The following is a 24,086-nucleotide window of genomic DNA, read 5'->3' on the forward strand; positions in this document are numbered from 1 at the left end:
GGGGGCTTACCCCAGCGTCTGCGTCGGCCAGACCATCTCGATTTCGACGGCGATGGAACGTGCCAGCCCGTCGAGATCGGGGAACAGCGACGCGTTGGTGACGTTCATGCGGTATAGCCATTTCATGGCTTCCGCACGCAGCGCTACGGGCAGCACGATCTTGCGCAGCAGCGGCTCTTCGCTTTCATAGCCGTCGAGAATGCGATGCAGCGGGCGGTCTATCACGCCGGGTACGACGAACGTGCCCGATTGGGCGATCAGGCGCCCGTCCATTTCCTCGGGTTCGCCGAACCACACCACCTCGTTGTCGTTACTGAGGAAGTACTTCTCCATGTTTCCCTTCACGCGCGGGTCGATCGTATCGCGCGTGAGCCACGGCGCATGACGCGGGCGGGCGCTGTCGTCGTAAAGGGCGGGGGTGTTCAGGGCGAAGATGGCGGCGTCGCTGGTCGTGCGCTCCAGCGCGAAGAACGCGGCCACGAAGGGCGATTTGGTGAAGTCGAGCAGGCGCGTCGGTGCGCCGTGGTGCTGCATCAGGCCGAGGCAGCGCAGGTCGTCGCGCAGCACTTCCGGGCCGGTCACGTGATTGAGCGCTTTACGGCGGAAGATGCGAATCGCCCGCGCCTCGCGGCTGCGCCATTGCTCCTTGTCCGAGACATAAGCGTGCAGATAACGCGATAGCGAGCTTTGAAGATGCCAACGCGCGTCCTGCTGTCCGCGAAAGGCCCACCCTTCGAAGCGGGAAGACAACTCCATGAAATCCTTCCAGCTCGAAATGACGGTGGTTTCCATGGGGCAGCTGTTCCTTATAGTGGCTTTGACATCCGGGTGAGGCGCCATGCTTCGCTAAGCGAGACATGGCGTCGGCCACTATAGTACGGCGCGTGTGACAGCTCAAGCGCGTCGACCTAATGAGTGCGGCATATTCCCGCATGTCGTGCCGCCCGCGTTACGGTGATTGCATCGGGCAAACGTTCGCAAGACTTCCCGGCGCCTCTGGCGCGGCATGCAGTGCGGTTTGTGTGGCGGGCGTGCCGATGAGCGCCATCAACCCGCAGGCCAGCGATCCGCGCCAATGGAAGTAGTCGTGGCCGGTCGGCGTCGAGGCGTACATCACGCGATAGCCTTTCGCACGCAGCACGTCGCGCATGTGCCTGCCCGAAGTGCCGATGCCGGTCGGCCCGCGCCGGTCTTCGAACTGTCCCGACTCTAGGTAGAACGTTACCGGCAGGCGCGGGCCGTTCGCATATTGACGAATCAGCCAGCCAGTCTCGCGCGTCGCCGCATCGCCCTGCGACGGCGACCACCAATACGACCCCGACTGCGACAGCACGTTGCCGAACCACTGCGGTGCTTGCGACGCCGCCCATGCCGAAGCAAGTCCGCCATAGCTCGACCCAGCCACCACCGTGCGCGCTGCAGGGGCCGACACGCCCTGTGCCTTGGCCCATGGCATCAGCTCGTCGGCGAGAAAACGGGCGAAGGCGGGGTTAGGGGGAAGCTCCTTGCCCCGTGTGGTCCCATCGATGACGCCGACAATCAGCGCCGCGGTGCGTGGAATGCGGCCTTCAGCAATCAGGTTGTCAAGGATGACTGGCGTGGGCACGGTATTCACATACGCGTGCGCATCGAACACCACGAGCAGGCCCTGTGCATCGTCACCGGCTTGGTAGCTTGCGGGGCGATAGACGTAGACATCGCGCGTGTTGCCGAGCGCGGCGCTCGTGAAGCGCGTCGCTTGCACCGTCCCCGCAGGCACGTTCGCCCGCCGCTCGATCCATGGCTGCGGCGGTGCGCCGGGTAAGGTGACGGACGACTTCGCGTTGCGCTTACCGTCGAAGCCCTCGACGTCGAACGGATGATGGTTGAGTGGGTCGACCTGCAACGTTTTCAGAATGGCGCGGCGGCGCTCCATCGCAGTGCCTTCGATCTCGGGCACGTCAGGTGCGAGCTGATACGAGAGCCGGGTGCTGGCGGGCACGACATAGCTGCGGTACCAGACGTCGCTGTTGCCAAGTTGGCGCAAGTCGTCGTAATCACCCGACGGCGCGCCGAGAATACGCACGCTGCGCGGATGGCCGCGCCAGAGGAACGTGACCAGCGATGTGTTCTCCGTCTCGCGACCAAGCAACGACGCGGGTTCGTCGCCCGTCACCGAGCCGGGTGGCACGGACTCGATCGTCGGCGTGCCTTCCACGCTGACCGCCTGCCAGAAGGCGTCGGAATTGCCACCGGCACAGAGCGCTGCATTGAGTGCCAGCAGACGCGGACTCACCAGACCCAGTCGGTACTTGGGCGCGGTTGGGTCGCCAGCACATGCGCCCCGTGGCTCGGAAGGCTCGGAAGGCGCGGCCGGGGCGACCGTAGCCGCATGCACCGCGTGGGCCGCATTGAGGGCAAACGAAACGAACAGCGTAGCAACGGCAGCACGGGCCGCGAGCGCGGCACGAGGCATCGGATATGTCATGTCGAACCTCAGAAGTCGATGCTCGTCGAGAGCTTGAACGTGCGCGGCGCGTTTTGAATCACGTAACCGTCGTTGAACGTGCCCGACCAAGCGATGCGGTTGGTCACGTTTTCTACCGCGGCACGGAACACGACGACCTTGCCGTAGACGCGTGTGGCGTAGCGCGCACCGACGTCATACCGCGTCCAGCCGCCGATACGCTGCGTGTTCGACGAATTCACGTATTGGGCGCTCGTGGAGATCATGCGGCCCGAAAGCGTTACGCCCGGCACCCACGGCAAATCCCATTCGGTGCCGAGGTTGGCGGTCCACTTGGGTACGCCGTACGGGGTGTTGCCGTTGTACAGATTGCCTGCGGTCTTGGTCAGCTCGCCGCGCGTATAAGCCACGCCGCCCAGCACGCGCCAGTGGGGTGTGAACTCGCCGAAGAGATTCCACTCCACGCCACGATTGCGCTGCTCGCCATTCGGGTTGTAGGTGTTGGTCGCCACGTCTTTGATCATGCCCGGCTTGGTGATCTGGAAGAGCGACAGCGTGTTCGAGAAGCTGCCAGCGTCCCACTTCACGCCAACTTCGGCCTGCTTGCTACGGTACGGGGCGAAGACTTCGCCATAGTTGGCGGCGCTCACGTCCGTCACCATCCCGCCTTGCGTGAGCCCTTCGATGTAATTCGCGTAGAGCGAGACGTTAGGACCGAACGGCCTGAGCACCACGCCGAATGCCGGAGTAATCGCGTTCTCGTCGTAGCTCGACGTCTGTTTGCCGGTCGCCGCGGCGAATGCCTGTGCGCGCACGCGCTGGCTTCGCACGCCTGCGATGAAGGTCACACGGTCTTGCCAGAGCGAGATCGTATCGGCCAGACCGAAGCTCGAGAGCGTGGTGCCCGATGTTTTCGGCGCGCTGCCCGGGTCTTTGGCAAGGGCAGGGCTGACCGGCGAGTAGATGTTCGAGTTGTAGTTGGCGCTCGTCGTGAAGACGTTGCCGCTGGTGATGTCTAGCGACGTAGCTGAGAGCGTCAGCTCATGCTTGAGCGGGCCGGTGCGGAATTTGGTGCGCACGCCAGCATCGAGCGAGAACGTCTCGGTCCAGCCGCGTTGGAAGTACGTTGCGCCCGTGTAGCTGCCATCGGCCTTAATGGGGCCGGTCCGCGTGCCGGTGATGAAGCCGGAGTAGCGGTAGTTGAGTGCGCCGATGCCAGCGTAGGCCGTGATTGCATCGGTCACGTCGACTTCGCCGCGCAGTTGCACACCGTTGCTTTCCAAGTTGCCGAACTCGCCGCGCAACACGTTGGTGCCGGGCTTGGGCGGCGCGACGACTGTGCTCGCGAAGGTCGCCATCCAGGGGCTGCCGCCGGTGAACTTCTCGGTATCGGTATAGGCGTCGAGGCCGAAGCGCACGCGGTCGGTCTTCAGGTCGAGGGCCAGTGAGCCGAACTGGCGCTGTTTGTTCTGACCGTCGAGCGTGGTACGCCCGTCGCGCAGCGAGCCGTTAAAGCGGATGCCGAATTCCTCGTTGGGGCCGAAGCGTCGCCCGAGATCGGCCTGCACGCCGAATTGCGAGTCGGACATGTAATCGGCAGTGACACGTGCCAGCGGCGTGCTCTCGGCCTTCTTCGTCACCACGTTGATCGCGCCACCGACTGCGCCCGACGGCGACATGCCATTGAGCAGCGCATTCGGCCCTTTGAGCACTTCCACGCGTTCGATGAACTCGACCGGTACGTGGCCGTACGGCGACAGGCCATACATGCCGTTGAGCGAGACCTCGTCGGCGGTCAGCGGGAAGCCGCGAATGCTGAAGTTCTCGTACATGTGGCCGCTCGATGTCGTAAAGCGCACCGAAGGGTCGTTATCGAGCACGTCGGCCAGCGTGGTCGACTGCTGATCCTGAATCGTCTTCGCGGTGTACGACGTGATGCTGAACGGCACGTCCATATAGTCTTTGTTGCCGAGCAGACCGAGACGGCCGCCGCGTGCGACCTGTCCGCCGTCGTAGGCCTCGGGCAACCCCACGGCCTGTGCCACCACGTTCGTGGTCGGCAGCAGTACCCCGCCATCCGCGCCAGGTGTTGCGGCGGCATTGTCGGGTGCCGCCGCGCGCAACGTGTACACGCCGTTGCTGCCACGCATCGCTTGCAATTGATGCGGCGCGAGCAGTCGATGCAAGGCATCGTTCAGCGTGTATTCGCCGGTAATGCCGGGGCTTTGCCGCCCTTGCGTGAGAGAGGCGTCCACGGCCAATTCGATACCCGCAGCGCTCGCAAAGCGATTGAGCACGGCGTCGAGCGTGCCCGGTGCGACTTGCCATGCACGGCGGACTTCGGACGCGCTTTGTGTCGACGGCTCGGGGGCGGGGGCGGCGCTCGCGTGCGTGGCGGCACTGGCCGCGGCGAAGGCGATGAGCAGCGCAATTGCAGGGCGCAGCGCGGCGGTAGAGTCGGTGGGGCGCAAGGGAACGGCTTCGGAAATCAACACCATCGGAATGCCTGTTGGTTCGGATCAAGGGATACCGGTGAGCGCAGAGGTGACCCGTGCGCGCCGGTGCATGCTTGGTATTCCGAACGAGATCGGCAAACCCGCAATCGAAAATGCAAAAAAGTTGAAATATTTTTGAAGGCGGATTTCGATGTGGCACCGGCGTCCGCTCACATCCGTCTACTTCGCCTTGACGGTGACCCAGTAGCGCGTGCGATAGACCGTTTCGACGGGCAGGCCGACGGCCAGACTGGCCAGTGCACGGTCGGTGTCGGCGAGCGAGAAGACGCCGCTCACGCGCAGGTCGGCAACGGCGGCGTCGCATCGCAACACGCCGTGCCGGTAGCGGGCGAGCGTGTCAACGAGATCGCCAAGCCGCATACGCTCGACGATCAGTTGCGTGCGTGTCCAAGCGTCGGCATCGGTTTCGGCAGTCTCCAGTGGGCTGATCGCTGCGGATGAGAACCGCGCGCGTTGACCGGCGTCGAGCCGTTGTGTGCGGCCGGCATCGGCGGTGCGCACGAGCACGATGCCGTCGTAGACGGCGACCTGTGTGCGCTCGCCCTCGTCGCGTACCGAGAAGCGGGTGCCGATGTCGCGAATCTCGCCTTGGCGTGTCGCAACGACAAGCGGCGCCCGTGCATTGCCGGGTGCGGTTTCGACGCAGATCTGTCCGCGCCGCAAGGTAATGCGCCGTTCGCCGGATGTGATGCGGACGTCGACGGCCGACGCGGTGTCGAGCCACAGGCGAGTGCCGTCGGCAAGCAACAGGCTGCGCACCTCGCCGACGCCGGTGGTGTAATCGGCGGCGGCGTACTCCCAGACCGACGAACGTTGAAGTGCATAACTGGCGCCAGCGAGTGTGACGATGCCGCCGAATATCCCAAGCGCGCGGCGGCGTCCGGCCGACGTGACGCGCGGTGCGGCGCGGGCGGTGAGCGTGTCGAACGCGACGCGTGGAGGCACGGCGTGCAAGGCATCGAACTTCTGATCGATGGCACCGAGCCGTTGCCACGCGCGCTCATGATCGGGATGCGCGGCTCGCCAGCGATCGCATGCCGCGATATCGTCCGCGCTCGCCGAGCCGGACCATAGTCGAGCCAGCCACAGGCTCGCTCGCTCGACGATTTCGGGCGAGAGCGGGGCTTGTACTGTCGCGGTGGCGCTTGAAGATGAATGTCCTGCGCTCACGCGGCGCTCCCGTATTGCACGGCATAGCACTCGCGCAGTGCATGCGCGACGTACTTCTCCACGGACGACACAGAGACTTGTAGACGTTCGGCAATCTCGCGGTATTCCAACCCTTCGAGCTTGCACAACAAGAACGCGGTACGCGCCTTGGTTGGCAAGCGTGATAGCAGGGTGTCGATTTCGATCAGCGCTTCGAGCACGAGTGCGCGTGTCTCGGGCGACGGCGCAATAGGCTCAGGCATGGCCGCCAGCGTTTCGCGATATGCGGCCTCGATATCCCGGCGACGGAACAGGTCGATCACCAGACAGTTGGCGATACGGGCGAGATAGCGGCGGGAGTCTTCGGGCTGCGGCGCACGTCCACTCGAAAGCACGCGCAAATAGGTGTCGTGCGCCAGATCGGCGGCGTCGAACGTACTGCCGAGCTTCTTGCGCAACCACCCACGCAGCCAGCCGTGATGATCGCTGTAGAGCGCACTCACCTCGCGCTGAAAATGACTTTCCATGATTCCCCGTGTTCGCATGGCGCGAATTCCACGGGCTACGCCTTGGCGTGCACGAGGCAGACGCGTAACGCGTCCGGCCCACGAGGGATAGCGCTTCTCTGCGAATGATAATGATTCTTATTTATTCTAAGCGGGAATGACGGGGCGACGCAATAGGCGTGACAGGCGATCATCAAGGCGCGATCAAGCCGAGCCCGATGGCACGCGCCACGGCGGCGCGGCGATTGGTGGCGCCGAGCTTTTTGACGGCGTTGGTGAGGTGGAAGGTGGCTGTGCGCTCCGAGATGGCGAGAATGCGCGAGGTCTCCCACGCGGTCTTGCCCGCGGCGGCCCATTGCAGGCATTCGGTCTCGCGCGGCGTGAGATGAATGGCGGGTGGTGCACTCACCGCCGCGCCGATCATGTCTTGCAGTCGCACGAGCGTGAGCAGTGCGAGTTGAGCGAGGGCGACGACTGGGGCGTCGGCCGCGTCGGGGTGCTCACGCGAGAGCGTGGCGATGGCCTTGTCGATGGCGCTGTCGAGCAACCGATATTGGGGTTGTTGGCGAAGGGTCTTGCGAAGGCCGTCGGTCATGAAGTTTCACGTGTAGAAGGTGTCGATACCTTCTATTCGGAGCGACCGGGGAAAAGCGGGAGATTATTTGCGGCGTGGCGGCGTGGCGGCGTGGCGGTGTAGCGGTGAATCACGCCGCCCGTGCCGGTGCCAACTGTCGTGTGAGCGTCGCCAGGACATCGTCTTGCGTCATCTCCGACGTATCGACGGTGACGTCGGCCAACCGGTACAGCGCTTCACGGGCGTCGAGCATGCGGTGGATGTGGTCGAGCGCTTCCTTGCGTAGGGCTTCGGTGGCAATGCGGGCATCGTTTTGCTGCATCACACGTTGGAAGTGGACTTCCGGCCGTGCCCGCAACCAGACCGTGCGAAACGTGCGCAGGATTCGCTCGTAGGTGGCCGCTTCGGAGACGATGCCTCCGCCGGTGGCGAGCACCACGTGTTCATGCTCGGCGACGATCCGCTCGATGCACTGACGCTCGATGCGTCGCATGGCCGCCTGACCGTACAGCGTGATGACTTCGCCGATGGCGATGCCTGCTTCGCGCTCCACTTCCTTATCCAGTTCGATGAACGGCGCCCCGATAGCCTCCGCCAGCCGTGGCCCGAGCGTCGATTTGCCCGCACCGCGCAGACCGATGAGCGCAATACGATGGCCGCGCGTGGCGGCGCCTGCCGCGCCGGGTGTCACGATCTGCCGCCGCAAGCGTGAGAGCGTCTCCGGCGATTGTTGCCGCAGATATTCCACGAGGATCAGTAGATCGCCGTCGTACGCCGTGCGCTCGGCAACCAGCGTCTCGACGGCGACGTTCAGCGCGTCCGCCAGTTTATGGAGCACCGTGAGCGACACGTTGCCGGTACCGGCTTCCACGCGGGCGAGATATGGCAGCGACACCCCCGATTGCGCAGCGAGTTGCTTGCGGGTCATCCCACGCTGTGCGCGCAACATGCGCACGCGCTGGGCGAGTGCGTTCAGCCGTGTCGAGACATCGGCATCGTCGGCTTCGGCAGTCTCAGTCGCGTTGAGCGGCGGGCGATTGACCATGATGGATAGGGAGGAGCGGCGTCTTTGAACGATGCCGATAAATATACTATGAGATATCACCGGTGCGATGCGCAATCTGGTGGATGGTCACGACTATCGGCACTATAAATGCAATAAATTGCCTAATTAGCCAAGTTATCCCTGTTAACCCTGAATTGCATTGCACAAGTCACGCAACGTGAAAAATATCTTATAAGATACTTTCACGATTTGGAGCCAATGCAAAACATGACCTATCCCCACCTGCGAGTGCGCGTCGACGACGCCATCGCGTATGTCGAACTCGACCGCGCCGACAAGCGCAATGCCCTGAGTAACGCCGCCATCGATTCGATCGAAGCGGCATTCCGCGACTTCGACGACAGCGTGCGCGCGGTGGTGCTCACCGGGGCGGGGGAACACTTCTGCGCTGGCCTCGATCTGGCCGAGAACAGCACCCGCGATCCGCTCGACGTCCTGCGTGTTTCGCAGCGTTGGCACAAGGTGTTTCACGACATGCAGTTCGGCGGGCGTCCGATCGTGGCGGTGCTGCAAGGGGCGGTGATCGGCGGTGGTCTCGAACTCGCGTTGGCCGCGCATGTGCGTGTCATCGAACGCAACGCATTCTTCCAACTGCCCGAGGGCAAGCGCGGCATCTTCGTCGGCGGCGGGGCCTCGGTGCGTGTCGCGCGTATTCTTGGCCCTGACCGGATGACGGAAATGATGCTGACCGGCCGCCGCTACGACGCCGCAGACGGCGAACGGCTCGGCCTTGGCCATTATCTGGTCGATGCAGGGGCGGGCCTCGCGCTCGCCACGCAACTCGCTCGCGAGACGGCGGCCAACAGTCCGCTGTCGAACTGGGCGACGATTCACGCGCTCTCGCGCATTCACGATATGTCGATGGCCGACGGCTTGTTCACCGAGTCGGTCACCAGCGCATTGATGCTGGCTACCCCCGAAGCGCGCGAGCGCATGGAGCGGTTTCTGGGTGGGGCCCAGCGCTGAGACGTGTCGTATCGCGCAGGGTCCGGACCGAATGATATTCAGGAGATGAAAGTGAAATACGACAGCATTGAACAGGTTGCCGTCATCGGCACCGGCGTCATCGGTGCGAGTTGGGCCGCTTATTTTCTGGCGCGCGGGCTGCGTGTCTCCGCATGGGACCCGGCGCCCGGCGCGCGCGAGCGTTTGCGCGAAGCCGTCGATGCCCACTGGCCGACGCTGGTACGCATTGGCCTCGCTGCCGACGCGTCACGCGATGCGCTGACATTCCACGACACGCTCGAAGGCGCATTGCAGGGCGCCGACTTCGTACAAGAAAGCGGCCCCGAGCGTGAAGACCTGAAGCAGGATCTTTTCCGTCAGATGGACGCGGCATTGCCGCCGTCGGTCGTGATTGCCTCAAGCTCGTCCGGGCTGTTGATGAGCCGTGTGCAGTCGGTGTGCGAGCACCCGGGCCGCGTGGTGTTAGGCCATCCGTTCAACCCACCGCATCTGATTCCCCTCGTCGAAGTGATCGGCGGCGAGCAATCGTCACCCGAAGCCATCGCGACGGCGATGCAGTGCTATCTCGCTATCGGCAAGCGCCCGATCCACGTGCGCAAAGAGGTCAAGGGCCACATTGCCAACCGTTTGCAGGCGGCACTGTGGCGCGAGGCAATTCATCTGGTCGATACCGGCGTGGCATCGGTGGCCGACATCGACGACGCCATCGCCTACGGTCCGGGGTTGCGCTGGGCGGCGTTCGGTCCGTTCCTGAATCTGCATCTCTCGGGCGGCGCAGGCGGCATCGGGCATTTGCTCGACCACCTTGGCCCGCCCATCGAATCGTGGTGGGCCGACCTCGGCGAACCGACGCTCACAGACGATCTCAAGGCGCGCATCGTCGCCGGTGTCGAGGCCGAACTGGCCGGGCGCGGGAATGCCCGCATCGAAGCGCAGCGCGACGCCGTCATTCTCGGCATTCTCGCCAGCAAGCCGTAAGTCACAAGTCAAACGTCATTGGCGAGGGCGGTGTCGACAAGCCCTCGCGAACCGGCATCTTAGGAGACAGGCATGAGCAAACCGAAGGTCATCGTCACCATCGCGCCCACGGGCGGCATGGCATACAAGTCGCAGAACCCGCACCTGCCCACACAACCCGACGAAATCGCGCGCGACGTCTACGACTGTTACAACGCGGGCGCGAGCGTGGTGGCCATTCATGCGCGCCGCCCGGGCGACGACGGCGCCACGTGCGATCCGGCGATCTATCGCGACATCAACCGCCGCATTCGCGACAAGTGCGACATCGTCATCAATAACTCCACCGGTGGTGGCGTGCACGGCGACATGATCGGGCAGCGCGACAGCGGCTATTGGGAAATTCTCTGGGAAGAGCGACTGAAGGGCATGGATGCGGGGGCCGAGATGTGCACGCTCGACGCGACCACCATCATCGCGAGCTTCGGCGGCAAGGAACTGCTGATGCACACCTCGCCGGAGCGCTCGAAGCATCTGGCCATCGAGATGAAGAAGCGCGGCATCAAGCCGGAGTGGGAAGTTTTCAGTCCGACGCACATCGTGCAGGACCTGGCCACGCTCACCGCAGCCGGTTTCGACGACGAGCCGTTCTTCGTCAATCTGGTGCTGGGCGTGCATCGCGGCTTTCAAAACGCCATGCCGTACACGCCGCGCGTGTTGCAGTCGATGGTCGATCTCTTGCCCAAGGGCAGCATCTTCTGCGTGAGCGGCATCGGCCCGGCACAACTGCCGTCGGCGATGAATTCGCTGCTGCTCGGTGGTCACGTACGTGTGGGGCTGGAAGACAACCTGTATTACGAGCAAGGCGTGCTGGCGACGAACCAGCAGTTGACCGAGCGCATCGTGCGCCTCGTGCGTGAGATGGGTTACGAGCCGGCCACGCCTGCCGAAGCTCGGGAAATCATGGGCCTGCCGCGCAATCGTGAAGTACTGCCGGAGTTTGCCGTGCGTTGATTTCCGATCGCGCGTCGCAAGCTGTACGGCCCCAAAAATACAAGACAAGGAGACATGTCACATGGCGGCAAACAGGTTCACACGCAGGTTCTCGTTCCGTTCGTTAGGCGCATTGTCGGCGCTGTCGCTTTGTGCGGCGGTGCTCACAGTGCCGACACCGGCACGTGCGCAGCAGGGCACTGTCACCATCGGCGTGACGTTGTCGACGACGGGGCCGGGTGCGTCGCTCGGCATTCCGGAAAAGCAGGCGATCAGCATGCTGCCGCCGACGCTGGGCGGCTTGCCCGCGCGCTATGTGGTGCTCGACGATGCCACCGATCCGACGATGGCGACGAAGAACGCGCGCCGTCTGGCGACCGAAGATAAAGCCGACGCGATCATCGGCTCGTCCACGACACCGGCGTGTCTGGCCGTTGCAGCCGTGGCGCTCGACACCCGCACGCCGCAACTGGGGCTGTGCCCGTTCGTGCCGAGTGCGGCGCAAATGCGCTATGTGTTTTCGTTGCCGCAGTCGGTGGCGGTGATGGCCGACGCGGTGCTCGACGACATGAAGGCGCACAAGGTCAAGACGCTCGGCTTTATCGGCTTCTCCGATTCGTACGGCGAGGCGTGGCTCAAGGACATTCAGGCGCGGGCTGCGGCTCGGCAGATTCAAGTCGCACCGGTCGAGCGTTATGGCCGCAACGATCAATCGGTGACCGCGCAGGTGTTGAAGCTGCAAGCCGCCAACGTGGACGCGGTGATCGTCGCCGCAAGTGGCACGCCCGGCGCGCTGCCGATGAGCACGTTGCGCGAGCGCGGCTACAAAGGGCGCATCTACCAGACGCATGGCGTAGCCAATAACGACTTCCTGCGCGTGGCGGGCAAGAGTGCGGAAGGGGTGATCCTGCCGGTCGGCAACATCCTTGTGGCCGAGCAACTGCCGGGCAGCCATCCGGGCAAGGCGGTCGCGACCGACTTCGCCAAGCGCTACGAAGCGCAATACGGCGCCGGGTCGCGCAATCTGTTCGCGGGCTATGCCTACGACGCTTATCTGGTGCTCGATCACGCTGTCGCTGTTGCCGCAAAACAGGCACAACCGGGCACGCAGGCGTTTCGCGATGCACTGGTTGCCGCCATCGAGCAGACGAAGGGGCTGGCTGCCACGCACGGCATGATCAACATCAACGCACAAGACCACTCGGCGTATGGCGAAGACGGTCGCGTGCTCGTCACGGTGAAAGGTGGCAAGTGGACCATCGACTGAGTGGCGTGGGTGAGATGAATGCGCGACTGCGGCGTCTCGCTACGCCGGACATCGAACGGGAAACGCGCGCGGACGGGAGCTTTGTGATCCGCTCGCGCGCCACGCTCGGCGAGTTTTCGCGCAGCCCGGCCGACTGGCTTGTGCAATGGGCGGCGCGCACACCGGATGCCGTGTTCGTGGCCGAGCGCTGGCGCAGCAGCGATGCGGGCACCGGTTTGTGGCGGCGTGTTACGTACCGGGAAGCGCTCGCCGCCGCGCGCGGCATTGGTCAGGCGCTGTTGGACATGAACGTGCCCCGCGAGCAACCCGTCGTCATTCTCTCGGACAACAGCGTGAACCATGCGCTGCTGGTACTGGGCGCGATGATGGCGGGGCGTCAGACGGCGATTGTGTCGTCGGCGTATTCGCGTGTGGCTCGCGACATGGGCAAGCTGCACGGTATTCTCGCGCGGCTCGACCCGGCGTTGGTCTATGTCGAAGATGGCGAGACCTATGCCCGTGCGCTCGACGGCGCGCCGATTCGCTGCCCAGTGGTTGCCACGCACAACGTGCGCGATGGCTGGTTGCGTTTCGAGGCCCTCGCCGAAACTCCTGCGACGCCCGCACTCGACGCCGCCTTCGCGCAAGTGACGCCAGACGATACGGCTAAGTTGTTGTTGACGTCGGGGTCGACGGGCAAGCCGAAGATCGTCGTCAACACGCACCGCATGCTTGCCGCGAATCAGCAGATGATTGCGCAGTGCTGGCACTTCATCGACAACGCGGCCCCCGTAGTGGTCGACTGGCTGCCGTGGAGTCACACGTTCGGTGCGAATCACAACTTTCATATGGCGTTGCGCAATGGCGGGGCGTTCTATGTTGATGATGGCCGTCCGGTGCCCGAATTGATCGGTCGCTCGGTCGAGAACCTTCGCGACGTCTCGCCCACGCTGCACTTCAACGTGCCCAAAGGGTTCGAGGCGCTGGCACCGTATCTGGAGAGCGACGACGAATTTGCCGCGCGATTCTTCGATCGTCTGCAAGTGTTGTTCTATGCGGCAGCGAGTTTGCCGCCCGCGGTGTGGCAGCGTTTCGAACGGCTGGCGGCGCGGCATTGCCGGGCAGGTCATGCGTTGCCGTTCTTCACTTCTGCCTGGGGCGCAACGGAGACCGCACCGCTTATCACGAGCGTGCATTTCCCGATTCCGGGAGCGGGGAATATTGGTGTGCCCGCGCCGGGCAACGAGCTCAAGTTCGTGCCCAACGGAGACAAGCTGGAGATGCGCGTGCGCGGCCCGTCGGTGTTCAAACGTTATGCGGGCGATCCGCAGGCCACCGCTGATGCGTTCGACGACGAGGGCTTCTATCGCACGGGCGACGCCGGTCGGTTGTGCGATACGACCGATCCGAACGCGGGGGTGATTTTCGATGGCCGCGTGTCGGAAGACTTCAAGCTGACGAGCGGCACATGGGTCTCGGTGGGCGCGCTGCGCTTGCGTGCCGTGAGTGCGCTGGCGCCTTATGCATCGGATGTCGTCATTGCGGGGCACGACCGCGACGAGATCGGGCTGCTGATTTTCCCGTCACCGGCGTTGCGTCAGACGGCGGGCGATACGACAGCACAGCATTCGGGGCAGACGTTGGCATCGCACGAGGGCGTGCGGGCACTCGTGGCACAGGCGCTTGCGCAACTTGCCGAAGATGCGGGGTCTTCGCAGCGTGCCGCGCGTGCGGCAATTCTCTCGTCGCCGCCGTCGTTGGAGCAGGGCGAGATTACCGATAAGGGCTACGTCAATCAGCGCGCGGTGCTGAACTTGCGTGCCGAGGACGTCGCGCGGTTGTATTCCGATTGCACGTCGGTCATTCGTCTCGCGCTTTAGCGCAGGCACGAACGCAACGGGAAAGATTGTTGGGGGAAGTGGGGCAGAAGCGACAGCGCGCCGACGGCAAACAACGCCGTCGGCGCGCGAAGTCGCGTGCGGCGGACGATCAGGCCAAGGCTTCGCCGTGACTTTCCGGCAGGAAGAAGTAGACGATGATCGCGGCGAGCAGGAAGAACCCCGCCGTCGCACCAAGTGCAGCGCTCACGTTTTCACCGCGTGAGAGCAGGCCGACGGCTGCCGGTGCCAGTGCGCTAGCAGCGCGCCCCGTGTTGTAGATGAAACCCTGTGCCGTGGCCCGCACTTGCGTGGGGAACATCTCTGCGAACGTCGGTGCGAAGCCGCTGTAAAAGCCCGTGCCGAAGAACGCTACGACCGGGCCGAACGCGAGCAGCAGCATCGGTTCGCGAATCGCCACGTAAAGCGGCACTGTGACCGCCGAGACAAGGAAGAACAGCAGGAACGATTTGCGGCAACCGATGCGGTCGGCGATATAGCCGAAGCAGATGAAGCCCGCTGCGGCACCGATCTGCATGATCACGATCCATGTCGTCGAGCGCATCAGGTCGAAGCCCGGGCCACCCTGATCGATCGGCGTAGACAAATACGCCGGAATCCACGTGAACAAGCCCCAGTAGCCGCACATTGCCGCGGCTGTGAAGGCGAGCCCGACGATCGTGCTGCGCGCATACGGGCCGAATAGCATGGCGATGGTCTGGCCCAGCGTGAGACGCACACGCTGTTCGCGCCAGATGGCGGGTTCTTCTACATGACGTCGCACCCAGAAGGCGAGCACGGTCGGCAGCAGACCGAAGGCAAACACCCAGCGCCAGCCGAAGTGGGGCAGGATCACTGCTGCCACAATCGCAGCGACTGCGTAGCCGACGGCGAATGCGCTCTGCACCCACGCCATCACTTTCGCGCGGTGCTCAGCAGGCCACGTTTCCGTAATCAGTGCGGCACCGGCCGACCATTCGCCCCCAATCCCCAGCCCCAGCAGAAAGCGGAACACGAGCAGTTGCGTGACCGAATCGGCGAAGCCGCAAAGCGCCGTGCCGATGGAGTAGCACAAGATCGAGAGGATCATCGAGCGCGTGCGGCCGATGCGATCGGCGAGAAAGCCAAAGAACAACCCGCCGAACGCGGTCGCCAGCAGCGTGAGCGACGCAATCATTCCCGCGACGCCCTTATCGAAATGCAGATCGACGCTGATGTAGCGAATCACCATCGCAAACAGCATCAGATCCATGATGTCGAGCATCCAGCCGATATAGGCCGATCCGAATGCCCGCCATTGCGCCGGGCTCGCGCCGCGATACCACGCCCGGCCCGTTGCGCCCGCCGGTTTCAGGGCGGTCGTACCAGTGTCCATTCTTGTCTCCTTCATGGAACTCATCCTATTGTTATTCCTCGTGTATCGACTATCGATACCAATGGGAATAATTTCGTTTGAATGGTAGCAGGTCATTGCGACACAGTGTCTTCTGGTAAACCATAAATGGTGCTTTACGTATCGATGATCGATACTCTGTGCCAAGATTGTCTCGCGAAGTCGATCCGTCGCGATTCGAAAGTCTTTGGTGCTGTGCAGGCATGTCGCCCTGCGGGCAGGTTTTAGGAGATTGAGAAGTGAAGCCGTTTCAATTGCGTTTGTATGAAGATGTCATCGCCCCCAACCATGCGCCGGTCTATTTGCCGTCGGCGCGCCGGGCGATCTATGTCGTGCGTGGCGACGTCGCGATCGAATTCGACACGGGGGCGCAACATCACGTGGCCGAAACTGCGTGGCTGGGTGAGGACGATGTCGCGCTCGTCGCGGGTAGCGAAGGGGTGACGTTGTGGCGTTGGGAGTTGATGTCGGGCGATGCGCCGACGCCCGGCGAGATGGCATCCGCACCGGGCGCGTCGTCCACGCTCAAGCTCGCGGCGCCCATTGAATTGGACCCGCGCCAACACTGGCTCATGCGTTGTGACAAGGTACAATTCCCCCCCGGCGGCGTAGCGCATACGCACGTGCATCAGGGCCCCGGCGTGCGATGCACACTCGAAGGCGAAATCACGATCGAGACGCTCGGTGCGTCGCATACCCATGGGCCGGGCGACGCTTGGCTCGAACTGGGTCACGCGCCGGTGCTGGCCCCGACAACCGAGGCGCGGGATACGACGTTTATCCGTTGCTTCATCCTGCCGCGGGCGTGCCGCAATCGCAGTTCGATTCGTTACGTGAACGCCGAGGATGCGAACAAGAACAAGCCGCAGCGCTATCACGTGTTCGGCGAGCGTTTCATCTCGCTCGACGCCCAATAGCCGCTGCGCGACAGTGACAAAGGACATGCAGTGAAACGATCGAAGGACACTCCGGCAGACGTCACCTTGGCGCCGCAAAGCATGGCATCGGCAAGCGCGCTCGAGCAGAGCGGCGCGATGACGGCTGACAGCGGCGGCGATGAACCCAACACGTCGTCGACTTCGGTCATTTCGCTGCGCATTCTGGAGTTGCTGGCCGAGCGCAATGCCGAGTGTGGCGTTACGCATCTCGCCGCGGCGCTCGGCGTACCCAAAGCGCGTGTGCACCGGCACCTGACGGCGCTGCGTCAGGAGGGGTATGTGGTGCAGAACCCGAGCACGAGCCGTTATCGCATTGGTTGGCGCTTGTTCCTGCTGGGGCAGAAGCTGGTCAAGCAATTCGACGTGGTCGGACTTGCGCGGCCAGTGATGGAGGAACTGCGTGACGCCGTGGGTCAGACCATCGTCATCAGCTCGTTCACGGAAACCGATGTGGTCGTGCTCGATGTGATGCGCGGGCGTAGTCCGCTGGAAATCCTGTTGCACCCGGGCACGCAGTTCAAGTTGCATACGGTGGCGCAGGGCAAGATCGCGCTGGCATTCGGTGCACCGGCGCGGCGCGAGGCAGCGCTGGCTGCACCGCTCGAAGCTTGTACGCCGCACACGATTACCGATGCCATGCGCCTCTCGCACGAATTGGCTTTGGTGCGGGAGCGTGGCTGGGCGGATGCGCCGGAAGAAGTGTTTCTGGGCGTGAACGCGTTGGCTGCGCCCATCATGCAAGACGACGGTTCGTTGTTCGGCACACTGGCCATCGTCGGCTCGATTCACTACCTGCCCGCACACCCGAACCCGCAGACGGTCGCGGCACTGACCGAGGCCGCCAAACGTATTTCACGATTGTTGGGTGCCGAGCGAGGCGGTTGAACTTCAGCGATCGACACGCAACGTGTCGATGACGAGTGAAAGTGCCGGGGAGCGTTGGCGACGGTGCGCGTAGTAGAGGTGATAGCCGGGCAGGGTTGGCCACCATTTCTGAAGCACCGGCACGAGTCGACCTGCTTCGATATGCGGGGCGATGAGATCGAACGGTACGTACGCGAAACCCATGCCATCCAGTGCCGCTTGCACCATCAGAAAGGTGTTGTTGAAGACGGTTTGCCCGTCTACGCGAACGCTGAGCGATTCGCCGTCTTTCTCGAAATCCCACGCATAGAGACCACCGTGCGTGGGCAGTCTCAAATTGACGCAGCGATGGGCGGTCAGGTCGCGCGGGCTGAGAGGCTTCTTTTTTCCTGCCAAATAATCGGGCGAAGCGGCGACGGCCATCTGAAAGTCGGGCCCGATACGCACCGCAATCATGTCCTTATCGACTTGGTCGCCGACGCGCACGCCCGCATCGAAACGATGTGCGGCAATGTCGGTGAGCGCATAGTCGACACTCAATTCCACACGAATGTCCGGATAGTCGTGAAGCAACGATGTCAGTCGTGGCCAAAGCACGGTGGCGACAGCGTGGTCGTGCGCGGTGATGCGCACGCTACCGGCAGGTTTGTCTCGCAACGACATCAACGACGTCAGCTCCGCCTCGATCTCGTCGAGACGCGGGGCGAGCGTGTCCAGCAGTCTTGCACCGGCGTCCGTTGTCGAAACACTGCGCGTGGTCCGTGTGAGTAAACGCACGCCCAGCCGTGCTTCCAACGCCGACATTGCATGGCTCAATGCCGAGCGCGAAACGCCCAGATGCGCGGCGGCGCGCGTGAAGCTCCGTTCTCGCGCGACCAGCACGAACGCCTGTAAATCGTTCAGATTCTCGCTTTGCATTGGTGAGCCTGTTGCACCATCGTGTGCGGATTTTACTGTCTTATCAAACAATTGGTGCGCTTATACATTGGGGGGTATGTGCTGCATGACCCACCTGACTGTGGAAGCCATGCGCAAATCTCACATTACCGAGGAGTTAGTCATGGAACTGAAGCGCGCTGGATCTCAGGCTTCCGTCAAAGGTCCTGCCGAGTTTTTTACCGGCACTGTCCGTATCGACCCGTTGAACAATCCGCCGCCTCCTGCGCGAGTATCGTGCGCCAGCGTCACCTTCGAACCCGGCGCGCGCTCGGCATGGCATACGCATCCGCTCGGACAGACGCTTATCGTGACGGCGGGGTGCGGCTGGACCCAATGCGAAGGGGAGGCCATCGTCGAGATCCGAGCGGGGGATGTGATCTGGTGCCCGCCGGGTCACAAACATTGGCACGGCGCGACGCCGACGACCTCAATGACGCATATCGCCGTGCAGGAAGCCCTCGACGGCAAGAACGTCGTGTGGCTGGAGCATGTGACAGATGCACAGTATCTGGCGGGGCCGCCGGCAGAGTGAACCAGCTAGGGGATGCGTCGCCGCAACACGACGATCTCGCCGGTGAATTTGGCGTTGGCCGTACGCCGAATTTCTTCGAAACCTTCTCGTTCCCAGAAGGCGTGTGCGCGCGGGTTCGTCGCGACGACGGCGAGTTGGATGTTTCGGTAACCCCATTCGCTTGCCATCTCGGTCAGCGCTTCGAGTGCGACGGTGCCATAGCGTTGGCCTTGATAGGCTTCGGCGATTAGCAGCAACCCGATCCAGACATCGTCATCTGTCGGATACCCGCGAATCACGTCGGCACAGCCGATCATCGTTTCCCCGAGAAACAGCCCGAAGCCCGACTTGTCGGCCGCAGATTTGCTAACGGGTTTGCCGAAAAAAAAGTCGTCGACATCGTCTGCGCAGGGCGCACGCCCACTCACCAGTTCTGTGTAAGAACTCGCCTCGGAAAACACGCGCAAGACGTTTGCGCGGTCTTCAGACGATTCGTTGGAAAGCAGACGCAGTGTCAGCATCGGACGTCGATCGGGAATAAAGCCTCGATTCTAAGCCGACGTCTTCTGCGGCAAACACCCCAACCCTTTCAGCGTCGCATGCACCGCCTCATCGAGCGGTGTATGCGGTTCGCGTCCAAGCACATCGAGCAGTCGCGTGTTGTCCATGCGCACGGGGCGCGACCAGAGATAGCGCATCTCCAGCAGTTCGCGCAGCGTCGTGACGAACGGGGCTGCGGCCCACACGATCCACCACGGGAAGCGCCGCGCTTTGACGGTCACACCTTGGCGTTCCATCACGCGAGTAATGGCCCCCGCCATCTGACCACCGTCGTTGTCCCAATGCCCGGCCATATGGAAGTTGGAGAAGGGCGGCAACGTGTCTCGGCGCTCGATGAGCGCTACCATCGTGCGCGCCACATCAGGAAGATACGACCACTGATGCCCGACCCCCGGCGCATTCGGCACTTGCACCACGCGTGCCGTTTGTCCCGGCTTGACCAGCCCCTGACCGAACCAGCTGTTGCCCGCTTGCGGCCCGAAGAAGTCGCCGGCGCGCACGACGATCGTCGGTACGCCTTGTGCGCTAGCGGCGCGCAGACGTGACTCCATTTCCACACGAATCTTGCCTTTGCGCGTGACCGGGCGTTGCTCGGCCTCTTCGTGCAACACGGGGAACGCGTCCGGCCCGAAGTTGTACACCGTGCCGGGCAGCACAATCGTCGCGCCGTGTACGGTCGCCGCTGCAATGGTGTTATCGAGCATCGGCAGTACCACCTTTGCCCAGTTGCGATACCCCGGCGGATTGACGGCATGCACGATCACTTCGCAATCTCGCGCGGCGACGAGGACGTCGTCAGCGTTCATCGCATCACCATCGGTCCACTCGATGCCGATATCCGGCGCATCGGTCTTCGGTGCACCACCGCGCCGCATTGCCCGCACGTGCCACCCAGCCGCCAGCAATTGCAGGGCAACTTCGCTGCCAATGCCACCTGTGGCGCCCAACACCAGCGCACGTGATACGTTTTCGCGGTTCATCCTGAAGCTCCCAACACGATGTCGATGGAGGCATTCTCCGCGCGAACGACTTCAAATAAAATTGCCTAAATCTGTCCATCAGCTATACATTTTTGTATGACTTCAAATCTTAGCTGGGATCTCTGCCGGACCTTCCTCGCCGTGTTGACCGAAGGGTCGCTCTCCGGCGCCGCCCGGGCATTGGGGATTACACAGCCCACTGCGGGCCGTCATATCGCCGCACTGGAGGAAGCGCTGGGCCAGACGCTCTTCACGCGCTCGCAAACGGGGCTGATGCCAACCGATGCGGCCGAGTCGTTGCGCCCGCATGCGCAGGCGATGCAGCACACCGCGTCTGCGTTCGAGCGCGCGGCGGCCAGCCGCGATGACGGGGTGAACGGTGTTGTGCGTATTTCGGCGAGTGAAGTGGTCGGCGTGGAAGTGCTGCCGCCGATTCTGACGGCGCTGCGCCGCGCGCATCCGCTGCTCTCGGTCGAACTCGTGCCGACCAACCGGATACAGGATCTGCTGCACCGCGAGGTCGACATTGCCGTGCGCATGGCGCCGCCGCAGCAAGACGCCCTGATCGCGCGCCGCGTCGGCAGCATCGATATCGGCCTGCACGCGCGTGACGACTATCTGGCGCGTTACGGCGCCCCGGCGACGCTGGCCGATCTTGCCAACCACACCCTCATCGGCTTCGACAGCGTGACGCCGTTTATCCGGGCGGCGACGGCGGGGGTGCCCGAGTGGTCGCGCGACGCGTTCGCGTTTCGTGCGGACAACGATCTGGCGCAACTCGCCATGATCCGCGCAGGGTATGGCATCGGTGGCTGTCAGGTGCCGCTCGCCCGGCGCGACACACGGCTCGTGCGCGTGCTGACCAACGCCTTTCGCTTCAAGCTCGTCACGTGGGTGACCATGCACGAAGACCTGCGACAAAGCCCGCGCTGCAAAGTCACGTTCGACGCGCTAGTGGCCGGATTGTCTGCCTACATGGCCGTTTGAGCCCAAATATCGCGTGTCAGCCGTTATATTTAGTGATATACAATATATCAATAATTTTAACGATCACGAGACACTCACTGCGCCATGTTCGATCCCGCATTGTTCGGTCGGATGTCGCCCGGGGTATTCACGCCCGGGCGTTCTTTGTTACCCCTTGAATCCCAACGATCGCCGCTATCCGCAGGCCGTCACCCCATCGGGTTGAGCGACACGCGTGACGCGGTGCTTTACGTGCCACCGAATCTGCCGACGGATAAACGGGTACCGCTGTTCGTGATGTTCCACGGCGCGGGCGGATTTCCCGAGAAGGTTTTGCCGTTTATCGAGCCACATGCCGACAAGCATGGGTTTCTGGTGCTCGCGCCGCACTCGACGTTTCCGACGTGGGACATCGTGATCGGCGGCAACGGCCCCGATCTCGAGCGCTTGCAGCAGGCGCTGAGCATCGTCTCGTCGCGGTATGAGATCGACACGTCGCGCGTCGCGTTTGCCGGGTTTTCCGACGGGGCCAGCTACGCGCTGTCCATTGGTGTGACCAATGGCGATATTGCGAGTCATGTCATCGCGTTTTCCGGCGGCTTCATGTCGATCTTCGTGCAAGAAGGGCAGCCGCGCGTGTTCATCGCACACGGGCTGATCGACGAACAATTGCCGATTGCCACGAGCGGGCGCCATAACGCCAACAAGCTCAAGGCGGTGGGGTACGACGTCGAGTATGTGGAATTCGACGGCTTGCATATCATCGAGCCGGGTGTGGTGGCACGCGCCATCGACTTCTTCCTTGCCTGAACGCTCGCGGCCGCGAGGCCAAGCGCGCGCTGGCGTCACGCATTTCGGGGAGTGCCGTACATGGATTTCGAAATTCCTGAGTCGTTGATTCACCCGCTGCTGCAACTGATCGGCCCAGACTCGCCGCTCGGCAAACAAATGACGGCGTATGGGGTGTGCCGCGGCAACATGCTCGTGTCGAGCGAATGGTTCGACGCGAAGTCGCTCAACACGCTTTACGTGCTGTGCAAATCGCAGAACGAGCGCGCGCTGATGTTTCAGATGCTGGCGCTCGACAACGTCTACAACGCCCCGCAGGCGCGCGTGATCCCGAGTCTCGACAAGCTCGTGCCGGGCCTCGTCGCGTATCTCGCGCGAGATGTCATCGACGGCTGGCTATACCAGCGGCATCGGGATGGTGCACTGCTGCCGTGGCTCGTGCGGCGCTTGCGCTATGTGGAGCCGGAGCAGGGCTCGCCGTATGTCGTGATGGACATGCTGGCCAACACGATGCAGTCGGCCAACTTGAGCGCGTCGGAACACAGGCCACGCCGCTCGGGCATGACGACGTCGCTGGTGTTCACGCGCGACGACATTGCCAATCGCACCATTCCCGAATTACTCGCCGAGTTCGGCTTCTACAAGGAATGTGCGGAGTTCAAGCACGAGTACGAGCAACACGCCCAGCGCTTTCTCAAGGTGCAGCGTGCGTTCGGTGCGCAGTTTGTGATGCGGCGCGCGGCGTTCTCGGTCGACCCCAAGGGCGTGACCGAACTGATCCGTGTGGTCGACGGCACAACGGCCAAATGCGTGAACGACGAAGAGCGTCTGGAGCGCAATTTCGAGATGGCCTGCGATGCCGACTTCTGGCGCAATGCCGAGATCGGGGCGGCTTTCGAGACCATTCCGTTGCACTGCTACGTGCATGTGTTCCATCTGGATTGGCATCGCAATTTGTGGGTGCACGTGCAGAACATCAGCGAGTACGAATACCAGCCGGCGTTGCGCGACAAGCTGGTATTGCCTGCCCATCATCACGACCTGATCGACATTCTGACGTCGAACATGGATGCGATGATGCCCGACTTCGTACCGGGCAAATCGGGCGGTGCGACGATCCTCTGTCAAGGCGCGCCGGGGCTGGGTAAAACGCTCACCGCGGAGATCTATTCGGAAGTCGTCGGCAAGCCGCTGTATCGCGTGCATTCGGGACAACTCGGTACCACGGCAGCATCGGTCGGCGCGACGCTCATGAGCATCCTGCGTCGTGCCATGCGTTGGAACGCGATTCTGCTGCTCGACGAAGCGGACGTCTACATTCGTCGCCGCGATAACGATCTTGAACACAACGCCATCGTGGCGGAGTTTCTGCGCTCGCTGGAGTACTTCCACGGCTTGCTGTTCATGACGACCAACCGCATCGGTGACGTGGACGACGCGATTCTCTCGCGCTGTATTGCGACCATTCATTACGAGACGCCATCGCCTGCCGATGCACGCCGCTTGTGGCGCATGCAGGCCGAGCAAGTCGGCGCGTATCTCGACGACGGACTGATCGAAACGTTAGCCAGCCGTTACCCCGATGCCAGCGGGCGCGATATTAAGGAACTAATGAAGCTCGCCAGCCGCTACTGCAAGGTGAGGGGGCTGACGTATTCCGAGGATGTGTTCCGTCTGTGCGGGTTGTTCCGGGGGTATCCGGGGTAAGGCGGCAGCCATCGCGTACGGGTGAGCGCTTTCGCGAACGGCTCACCCGAATCCATCCAATTTCCAAATACCACCCAACCAAACATTTAATTTCCCAATTCGAAACGTCCTGCCCATACTCCAAATCGCCAACACGCATTCA

At 63.0% G+C, this 24,086-nt stretch carries 22 protein-coding genes; 11 read left to right on the forward strand and 11 right to left on the reverse strand.

Annotated features, from left to right (window positions below; translation table 11 throughout):
* Positions 1-6: 6 nt before the first annotated feature.
* From ACPWR9_RS09820 to ACPWR9_RS09850, 7 genes are all read right to left on the reverse strand, one after another.
* Positions 7-792, reverse strand: coding sequence for an FRG domain-containing protein (locus ACPWR9_RS09820; protein ID WP_426297126.1), 786 nt, complete (start codon positions 790-792; stop codon positions 7-9).
* A gap of 157 nt (positions 793-949) precedes the next feature.
* Entirely contained in the window at positions 950-2,467 is a 1,518-nt protein-coding gene (locus tag ACPWR9_RS09825; RefSeq protein ID WP_426297125.1) for an enterochelin esterase domain-containing protein, read from the reverse strand.
* An 8-nt stretch (positions 2,468-2,475) separates the two neighbouring features.
* Positions 2,476-4,944: a TonB-dependent siderophore receptor gene (locus ACPWR9_RS09830; RefSeq protein ID WP_426297124.1), complete on the reverse strand. Its 2,469-nt coding sequence runs from the start codon at positions 4,942-4,944 to the stop codon at positions 2,476-2,478.
* Between the two features lie 177 nt (positions 4,945-5,121).
* Entirely contained in the window at positions 5,122-6,132 is a 1,011-nt protein-coding gene (locus ACPWR9_RS09835; RefSeq protein ID WP_426297123.1) for a FecR domain-containing protein, read from the reverse strand.
* Positions 6,129-6,638: a sigma-70 family RNA polymerase sigma factor gene (locus ACPWR9_RS09840; protein WP_426297122.1), complete on the reverse strand. Its 510-nt coding sequence runs from the start codon at positions 6,636-6,638 to the stop codon at positions 6,129-6,131. Before ACPWR9_RS09840 ends, ACPWR9_RS09835 begins: the two co-directional genes overlap by 4 nt.
* A gap of 172 nt (positions 6,639-6,810) precedes the next feature.
* On the reverse strand, positions 6,811-7,212 hold the full coding sequence (locus tag ACPWR9_RS09845; protein WP_426297121.1) for a helix-turn-helix domain-containing protein: 402 nt from the start codon (positions 7,210-7,212) through the stop codon (positions 6,811-6,813).
* Between the two features lie 109 nt (positions 7,213-7,321).
* The gene (locus tag ACPWR9_RS09850) at positions 7,322-8,236 is read right to left on the reverse strand and encodes a helix-turn-helix transcriptional regulator (protein ID WP_426297120.1); all 915 of its coding nucleotides are present in this window, start codon (positions 8,234-8,236) and stop codon (positions 7,322-7,324) included.
* 228 nt (positions 8,237-8,464) lie between these two features.
* On the opposite strand from ACPWR9_RS09850, the gene ACPWR9_RS09855 reads away from it, so the two are divergent.
* From ACPWR9_RS09855 to ACPWR9_RS09875, 5 genes are all read left to right on the forward strand, one after another.
* A complete protein-coding gene (locus tag ACPWR9_RS09855) occupies positions 8,465-9,223 on the forward strand; it encodes a crotonase/enoyl-CoA hydratase family protein (protein WP_426297119.1) in 759 nt (252 codons plus the stop codon).
* Between the two features lie 51 nt (positions 9,224-9,274).
* Positions 9,275-10,201, forward strand: a complete 927-nt coding sequence (locus tag ACPWR9_RS09860; RefSeq protein ID WP_426297118.1) for a 3-hydroxyacyl-CoA dehydrogenase NAD-binding domain-containing protein — start codon at positions 9,275-9,277, stop codon at positions 10,199-10,201.
* A gap of 72 nt (positions 10,202-10,273) precedes the next feature.
* Positions 10,274-11,194: a 3-keto-5-aminohexanoate cleavage protein gene (locus ACPWR9_RS09865; RefSeq protein WP_150677918.1), complete on the forward strand. Its 921-nt coding sequence runs from the start codon at positions 10,274-10,276 to the stop codon at positions 11,192-11,194.
* Positions 11,195-11,255: 61 nt separating this feature from the next.
* A complete protein-coding gene (locus ACPWR9_RS09870; protein WP_426297117.1) occupies positions 11,256-12,440 on the forward strand; it encodes an ABC transporter substrate-binding protein in 1,185 nt (394 codons plus the stop codon).
* Between the two features lie 14 nt (positions 12,441-12,454).
* Entirely contained in the window at positions 12,455-14,299 is a 1,845-nt protein-coding gene (locus ACPWR9_RS09875) for a feruloyl-CoA synthase (RefSeq protein WP_426297116.1), read from the forward strand.
* A gap of 109 nt (positions 14,300-14,408) precedes the next feature.
* Here the strand turns inward: ACPWR9_RS09875 and ACPWR9_RS09880 are convergent, their stop codons facing one another.
* Positions 14,409-15,671: an MFS transporter gene (locus ACPWR9_RS09880; protein WP_426297115.1), complete on the reverse strand. Its 1,263-nt coding sequence runs from the start codon at positions 15,669-15,671 to the stop codon at positions 14,409-14,411.
* Between the two features lie 257 nt (positions 15,672-15,928).
* On the opposite strand from ACPWR9_RS09880, the gene ACPWR9_RS09885 reads away from it, so the two are divergent.
* The gene (locus ACPWR9_RS09885) at positions 15,929-16,606 is read left to right on the forward strand and encodes a hypothetical protein (RefSeq protein ID WP_426297114.1); all 678 of its coding nucleotides are present in this window, start codon (positions 15,929-15,931) and stop codon (positions 16,604-16,606) included.
* 30 nt (positions 16,607-16,636) lie between these two features.
* Positions 16,637-17,512 carry an IclR family transcriptional regulator gene (locus tag ACPWR9_RS09890; protein WP_426297113.1) on the forward strand — a complete coding sequence of 292 codons (876 nt, stop codon included), beginning with the start codon at positions 16,637-16,639 and terminating at the stop codon, positions 17,510-17,512.
* 3 nt (positions 17,513-17,515) lie between these two features.
* On the opposite strand, the gene ACPWR9_RS09895 is transcribed toward ACPWR9_RS09890, so the two are convergent.
* Positions 17,516-18,409: a LysR family transcriptional regulator gene (locus tag ACPWR9_RS09895; protein WP_426297112.1), complete on the reverse strand. Its 894-nt coding sequence runs from the start codon at positions 18,407-18,409 to the stop codon at positions 17,516-17,518.
* A 142-nt stretch (positions 18,410-18,551) separates the two neighbouring features.
* Here ACPWR9_RS09895 and ACPWR9_RS09900 point away from each other — a divergent pair, with 142 nt between their 5' ends.
* Positions 18,552-18,962, forward strand: coding sequence for a (R)-mandelonitrile lyase (locus ACPWR9_RS09900; protein WP_426297111.1), 411 nt, complete (start codon positions 18,552-18,554; stop codon positions 18,960-18,962).
* A gap of 5 nt (positions 18,963-18,967) precedes the next feature.
* On the opposite strand, the gene ACPWR9_RS09905 is transcribed toward ACPWR9_RS09900, so the two are convergent.
* Together ACPWR9_RS09905 and ACPWR9_RS09910 are read right to left on the reverse strand one after the other, a co-directional pair.
* Positions 18,968-19,462, reverse strand: coding sequence for a GNAT family N-acetyltransferase (locus tag ACPWR9_RS09905; RefSeq protein ID WP_426297110.1), 495 nt, complete (start codon positions 19,460-19,462; stop codon positions 18,968-18,970).
* A gap of 30 nt (positions 19,463-19,492) precedes the next feature.
* A complete protein-coding gene (locus ACPWR9_RS09910) occupies positions 19,493-20,482 on the reverse strand; it encodes an NAD(P)H-binding protein (protein ID WP_426297109.1) in 990 nt (329 codons plus the stop codon).
* Between the two features lie 96 nt (positions 20,483-20,578).
* Here ACPWR9_RS09910 and ACPWR9_RS09915 point away from each other — a divergent pair, with 96 nt between their 5' ends.
* The 3 genes from ACPWR9_RS09915 (at position 20,579) to ACPWR9_RS09925 (ending at position 23,944) form a co-directional block, all read left to right on the forward strand.
* Complete coding sequence (locus tag ACPWR9_RS09915; RefSeq protein ID WP_426297108.1) at positions 20,579-21,469, forward strand: LysR family transcriptional regulator; 891 nt, start codon at positions 20,579-20,581, stop codon at positions 21,467-21,469.
* A gap of 84 nt (positions 21,470-21,553) precedes the next feature.
* Positions 21,554-22,258, forward strand: a complete 705-nt coding sequence (locus ACPWR9_RS09920) for an alpha/beta hydrolase (protein WP_426297107.1) — start codon at positions 21,554-21,556, stop codon at positions 22,256-22,258.
* Positions 22,259-22,318: 60 nt separating this feature from the next.
* Positions 22,319-23,944: an AAA family ATPase gene (locus ACPWR9_RS09925; RefSeq protein WP_426297106.1), complete on the forward strand. Its 1,626-nt coding sequence runs from the start codon at positions 22,319-22,321 to the stop codon at positions 23,942-23,944.
* Positions 23,945-24,086 lie beyond the last annotated feature (142 nt).

Source organism: Pandoraea pneumonica (genome assembly GCF_049918595.1).
GTDB classification, from domain to species: domain Bacteria; phylum Pseudomonadota; class Gammaproteobacteria; order Burkholderiales; family Burkholderiaceae; genus Pandoraea; species Pandoraea pneumonica_A.

What these genes read in the sequence shown, in the direction of transcription:
- ACPWR9_RS09820 (WP_426297126.1), bottom strand. Translation starts at nt 792, where the DNA reads ATGGAAACCACCGTCATTTCGAGCTGGAAGGATTTCATGGAGTTGTCT.
- ACPWR9_RS09825 (WP_426297125.1), bottom strand. Translation starts at nt 2,467, where the DNA reads ATGACATATCCGATGCCTCGTGCCGCGCTCGCGGCCCGTGCTGCCGTT.
- ACPWR9_RS09830 (WP_426297124.1), bottom strand. Translation starts at nt 4,944, where the DNA reads ATGGTGTTGATTTCCGAAGCCGTTCCCTTGCGCCCCACCGACTCTACC.
- ACPWR9_RS09840 (WP_426297122.1), bottom strand. Translation starts at nt 6,638, where the DNA reads ATGGAAAGTCATTTTCAGCGCGAGGTGAGTGCGCTCTACAGCGATCAT.
- ACPWR9_RS09845 (WP_426297121.1), bottom strand. Translation starts at nt 7,212, where the DNA reads ATGACCGACGGCCTTCGCAAGACCCTTCGCCAACAACCCCAATATCGG.
- ACPWR9_RS09850 (WP_426297120.1), bottom strand. Translation starts at nt 8,236, where the DNA reads ATGGTCAATCGCCCGCCGCTCAACGCGACTGAGACTGCCGAAGCCGAC.
- ACPWR9_RS09855 (WP_426297119.1), top strand. Translation starts at nt 8,465, where the DNA reads ATGACCTATCCCCACCTGCGAGTGCGCGTCGACGACGCCATCGCGTAT.
- ACPWR9_RS09865 (WP_150677918.1), top strand. Translation starts at nt 10,274, where the DNA reads ATGAGCAAACCGAAGGTCATCGTCACCATCGCGCCCACGGGCGGCATG.
- ACPWR9_RS09870 (WP_426297117.1), top strand. Translation starts at nt 11,256, where the DNA reads ATGGCGGCAAACAGGTTCACACGCAGGTTCTCGTTCCGTTCGTTAGGC.
- ACPWR9_RS09875 (WP_426297116.1), top strand. Translation starts at nt 12,455, where the DNA reads ATGAATGCGCGACTGCGGCGTCTCGCTACGCCGGACATCGAACGGGAA.
- ACPWR9_RS09880 (WP_426297115.1), bottom strand. Translation starts at nt 15,671, where the DNA reads ATGGACACTGGTACGACCGCCCTGAAACCGGCGGGCGCAACGGGCCGG.
- ACPWR9_RS09895 (WP_426297112.1), bottom strand. Translation starts at nt 18,409, where the DNA reads ATGCAAAGCGAGAATCTGAACGATTTACAGGCGTTCGTGCTGGTCGCG.
- ACPWR9_RS09900 (WP_426297111.1), top strand. Translation starts at nt 18,552, where the DNA reads ATGGAACTGAAGCGCGCTGGATCTCAGGCTTCCGTCAAAGGTCCTGCC.
- ACPWR9_RS09905 (WP_426297110.1), bottom strand. Translation starts at nt 19,462, where the DNA reads ATGCTGACACTGCGTCTGCTTTCCAACGAATCGTCTGAAGACCGCGCA.
- ACPWR9_RS09910 (WP_426297109.1), bottom strand. Translation starts at nt 20,482, where the DNA reads ATGAACCGCGAAAACGTATCACGTGCGCTGGTGTTGGGCGCCACAGGT.
- ACPWR9_RS09915 (WP_426297108.1), top strand. Translation starts at nt 20,579, where the DNA reads ATGACTTCAAATCTTAGCTGGGATCTCTGCCGGACCTTCCTCGCCGTG.
- ACPWR9_RS09920 (WP_426297107.1), top strand. Translation starts at nt 21,554, where the DNA reads ATGTTCGATCCCGCATTGTTCGGTCGGATGTCGCCCGGGGTATTCACG.
- ACPWR9_RS09925 (WP_426297106.1), top strand. Translation starts at nt 22,319, where the DNA reads ATGGATTTCGAAATTCCTGAGTCGTTGATTCACCCGCTGCTGCAACTG.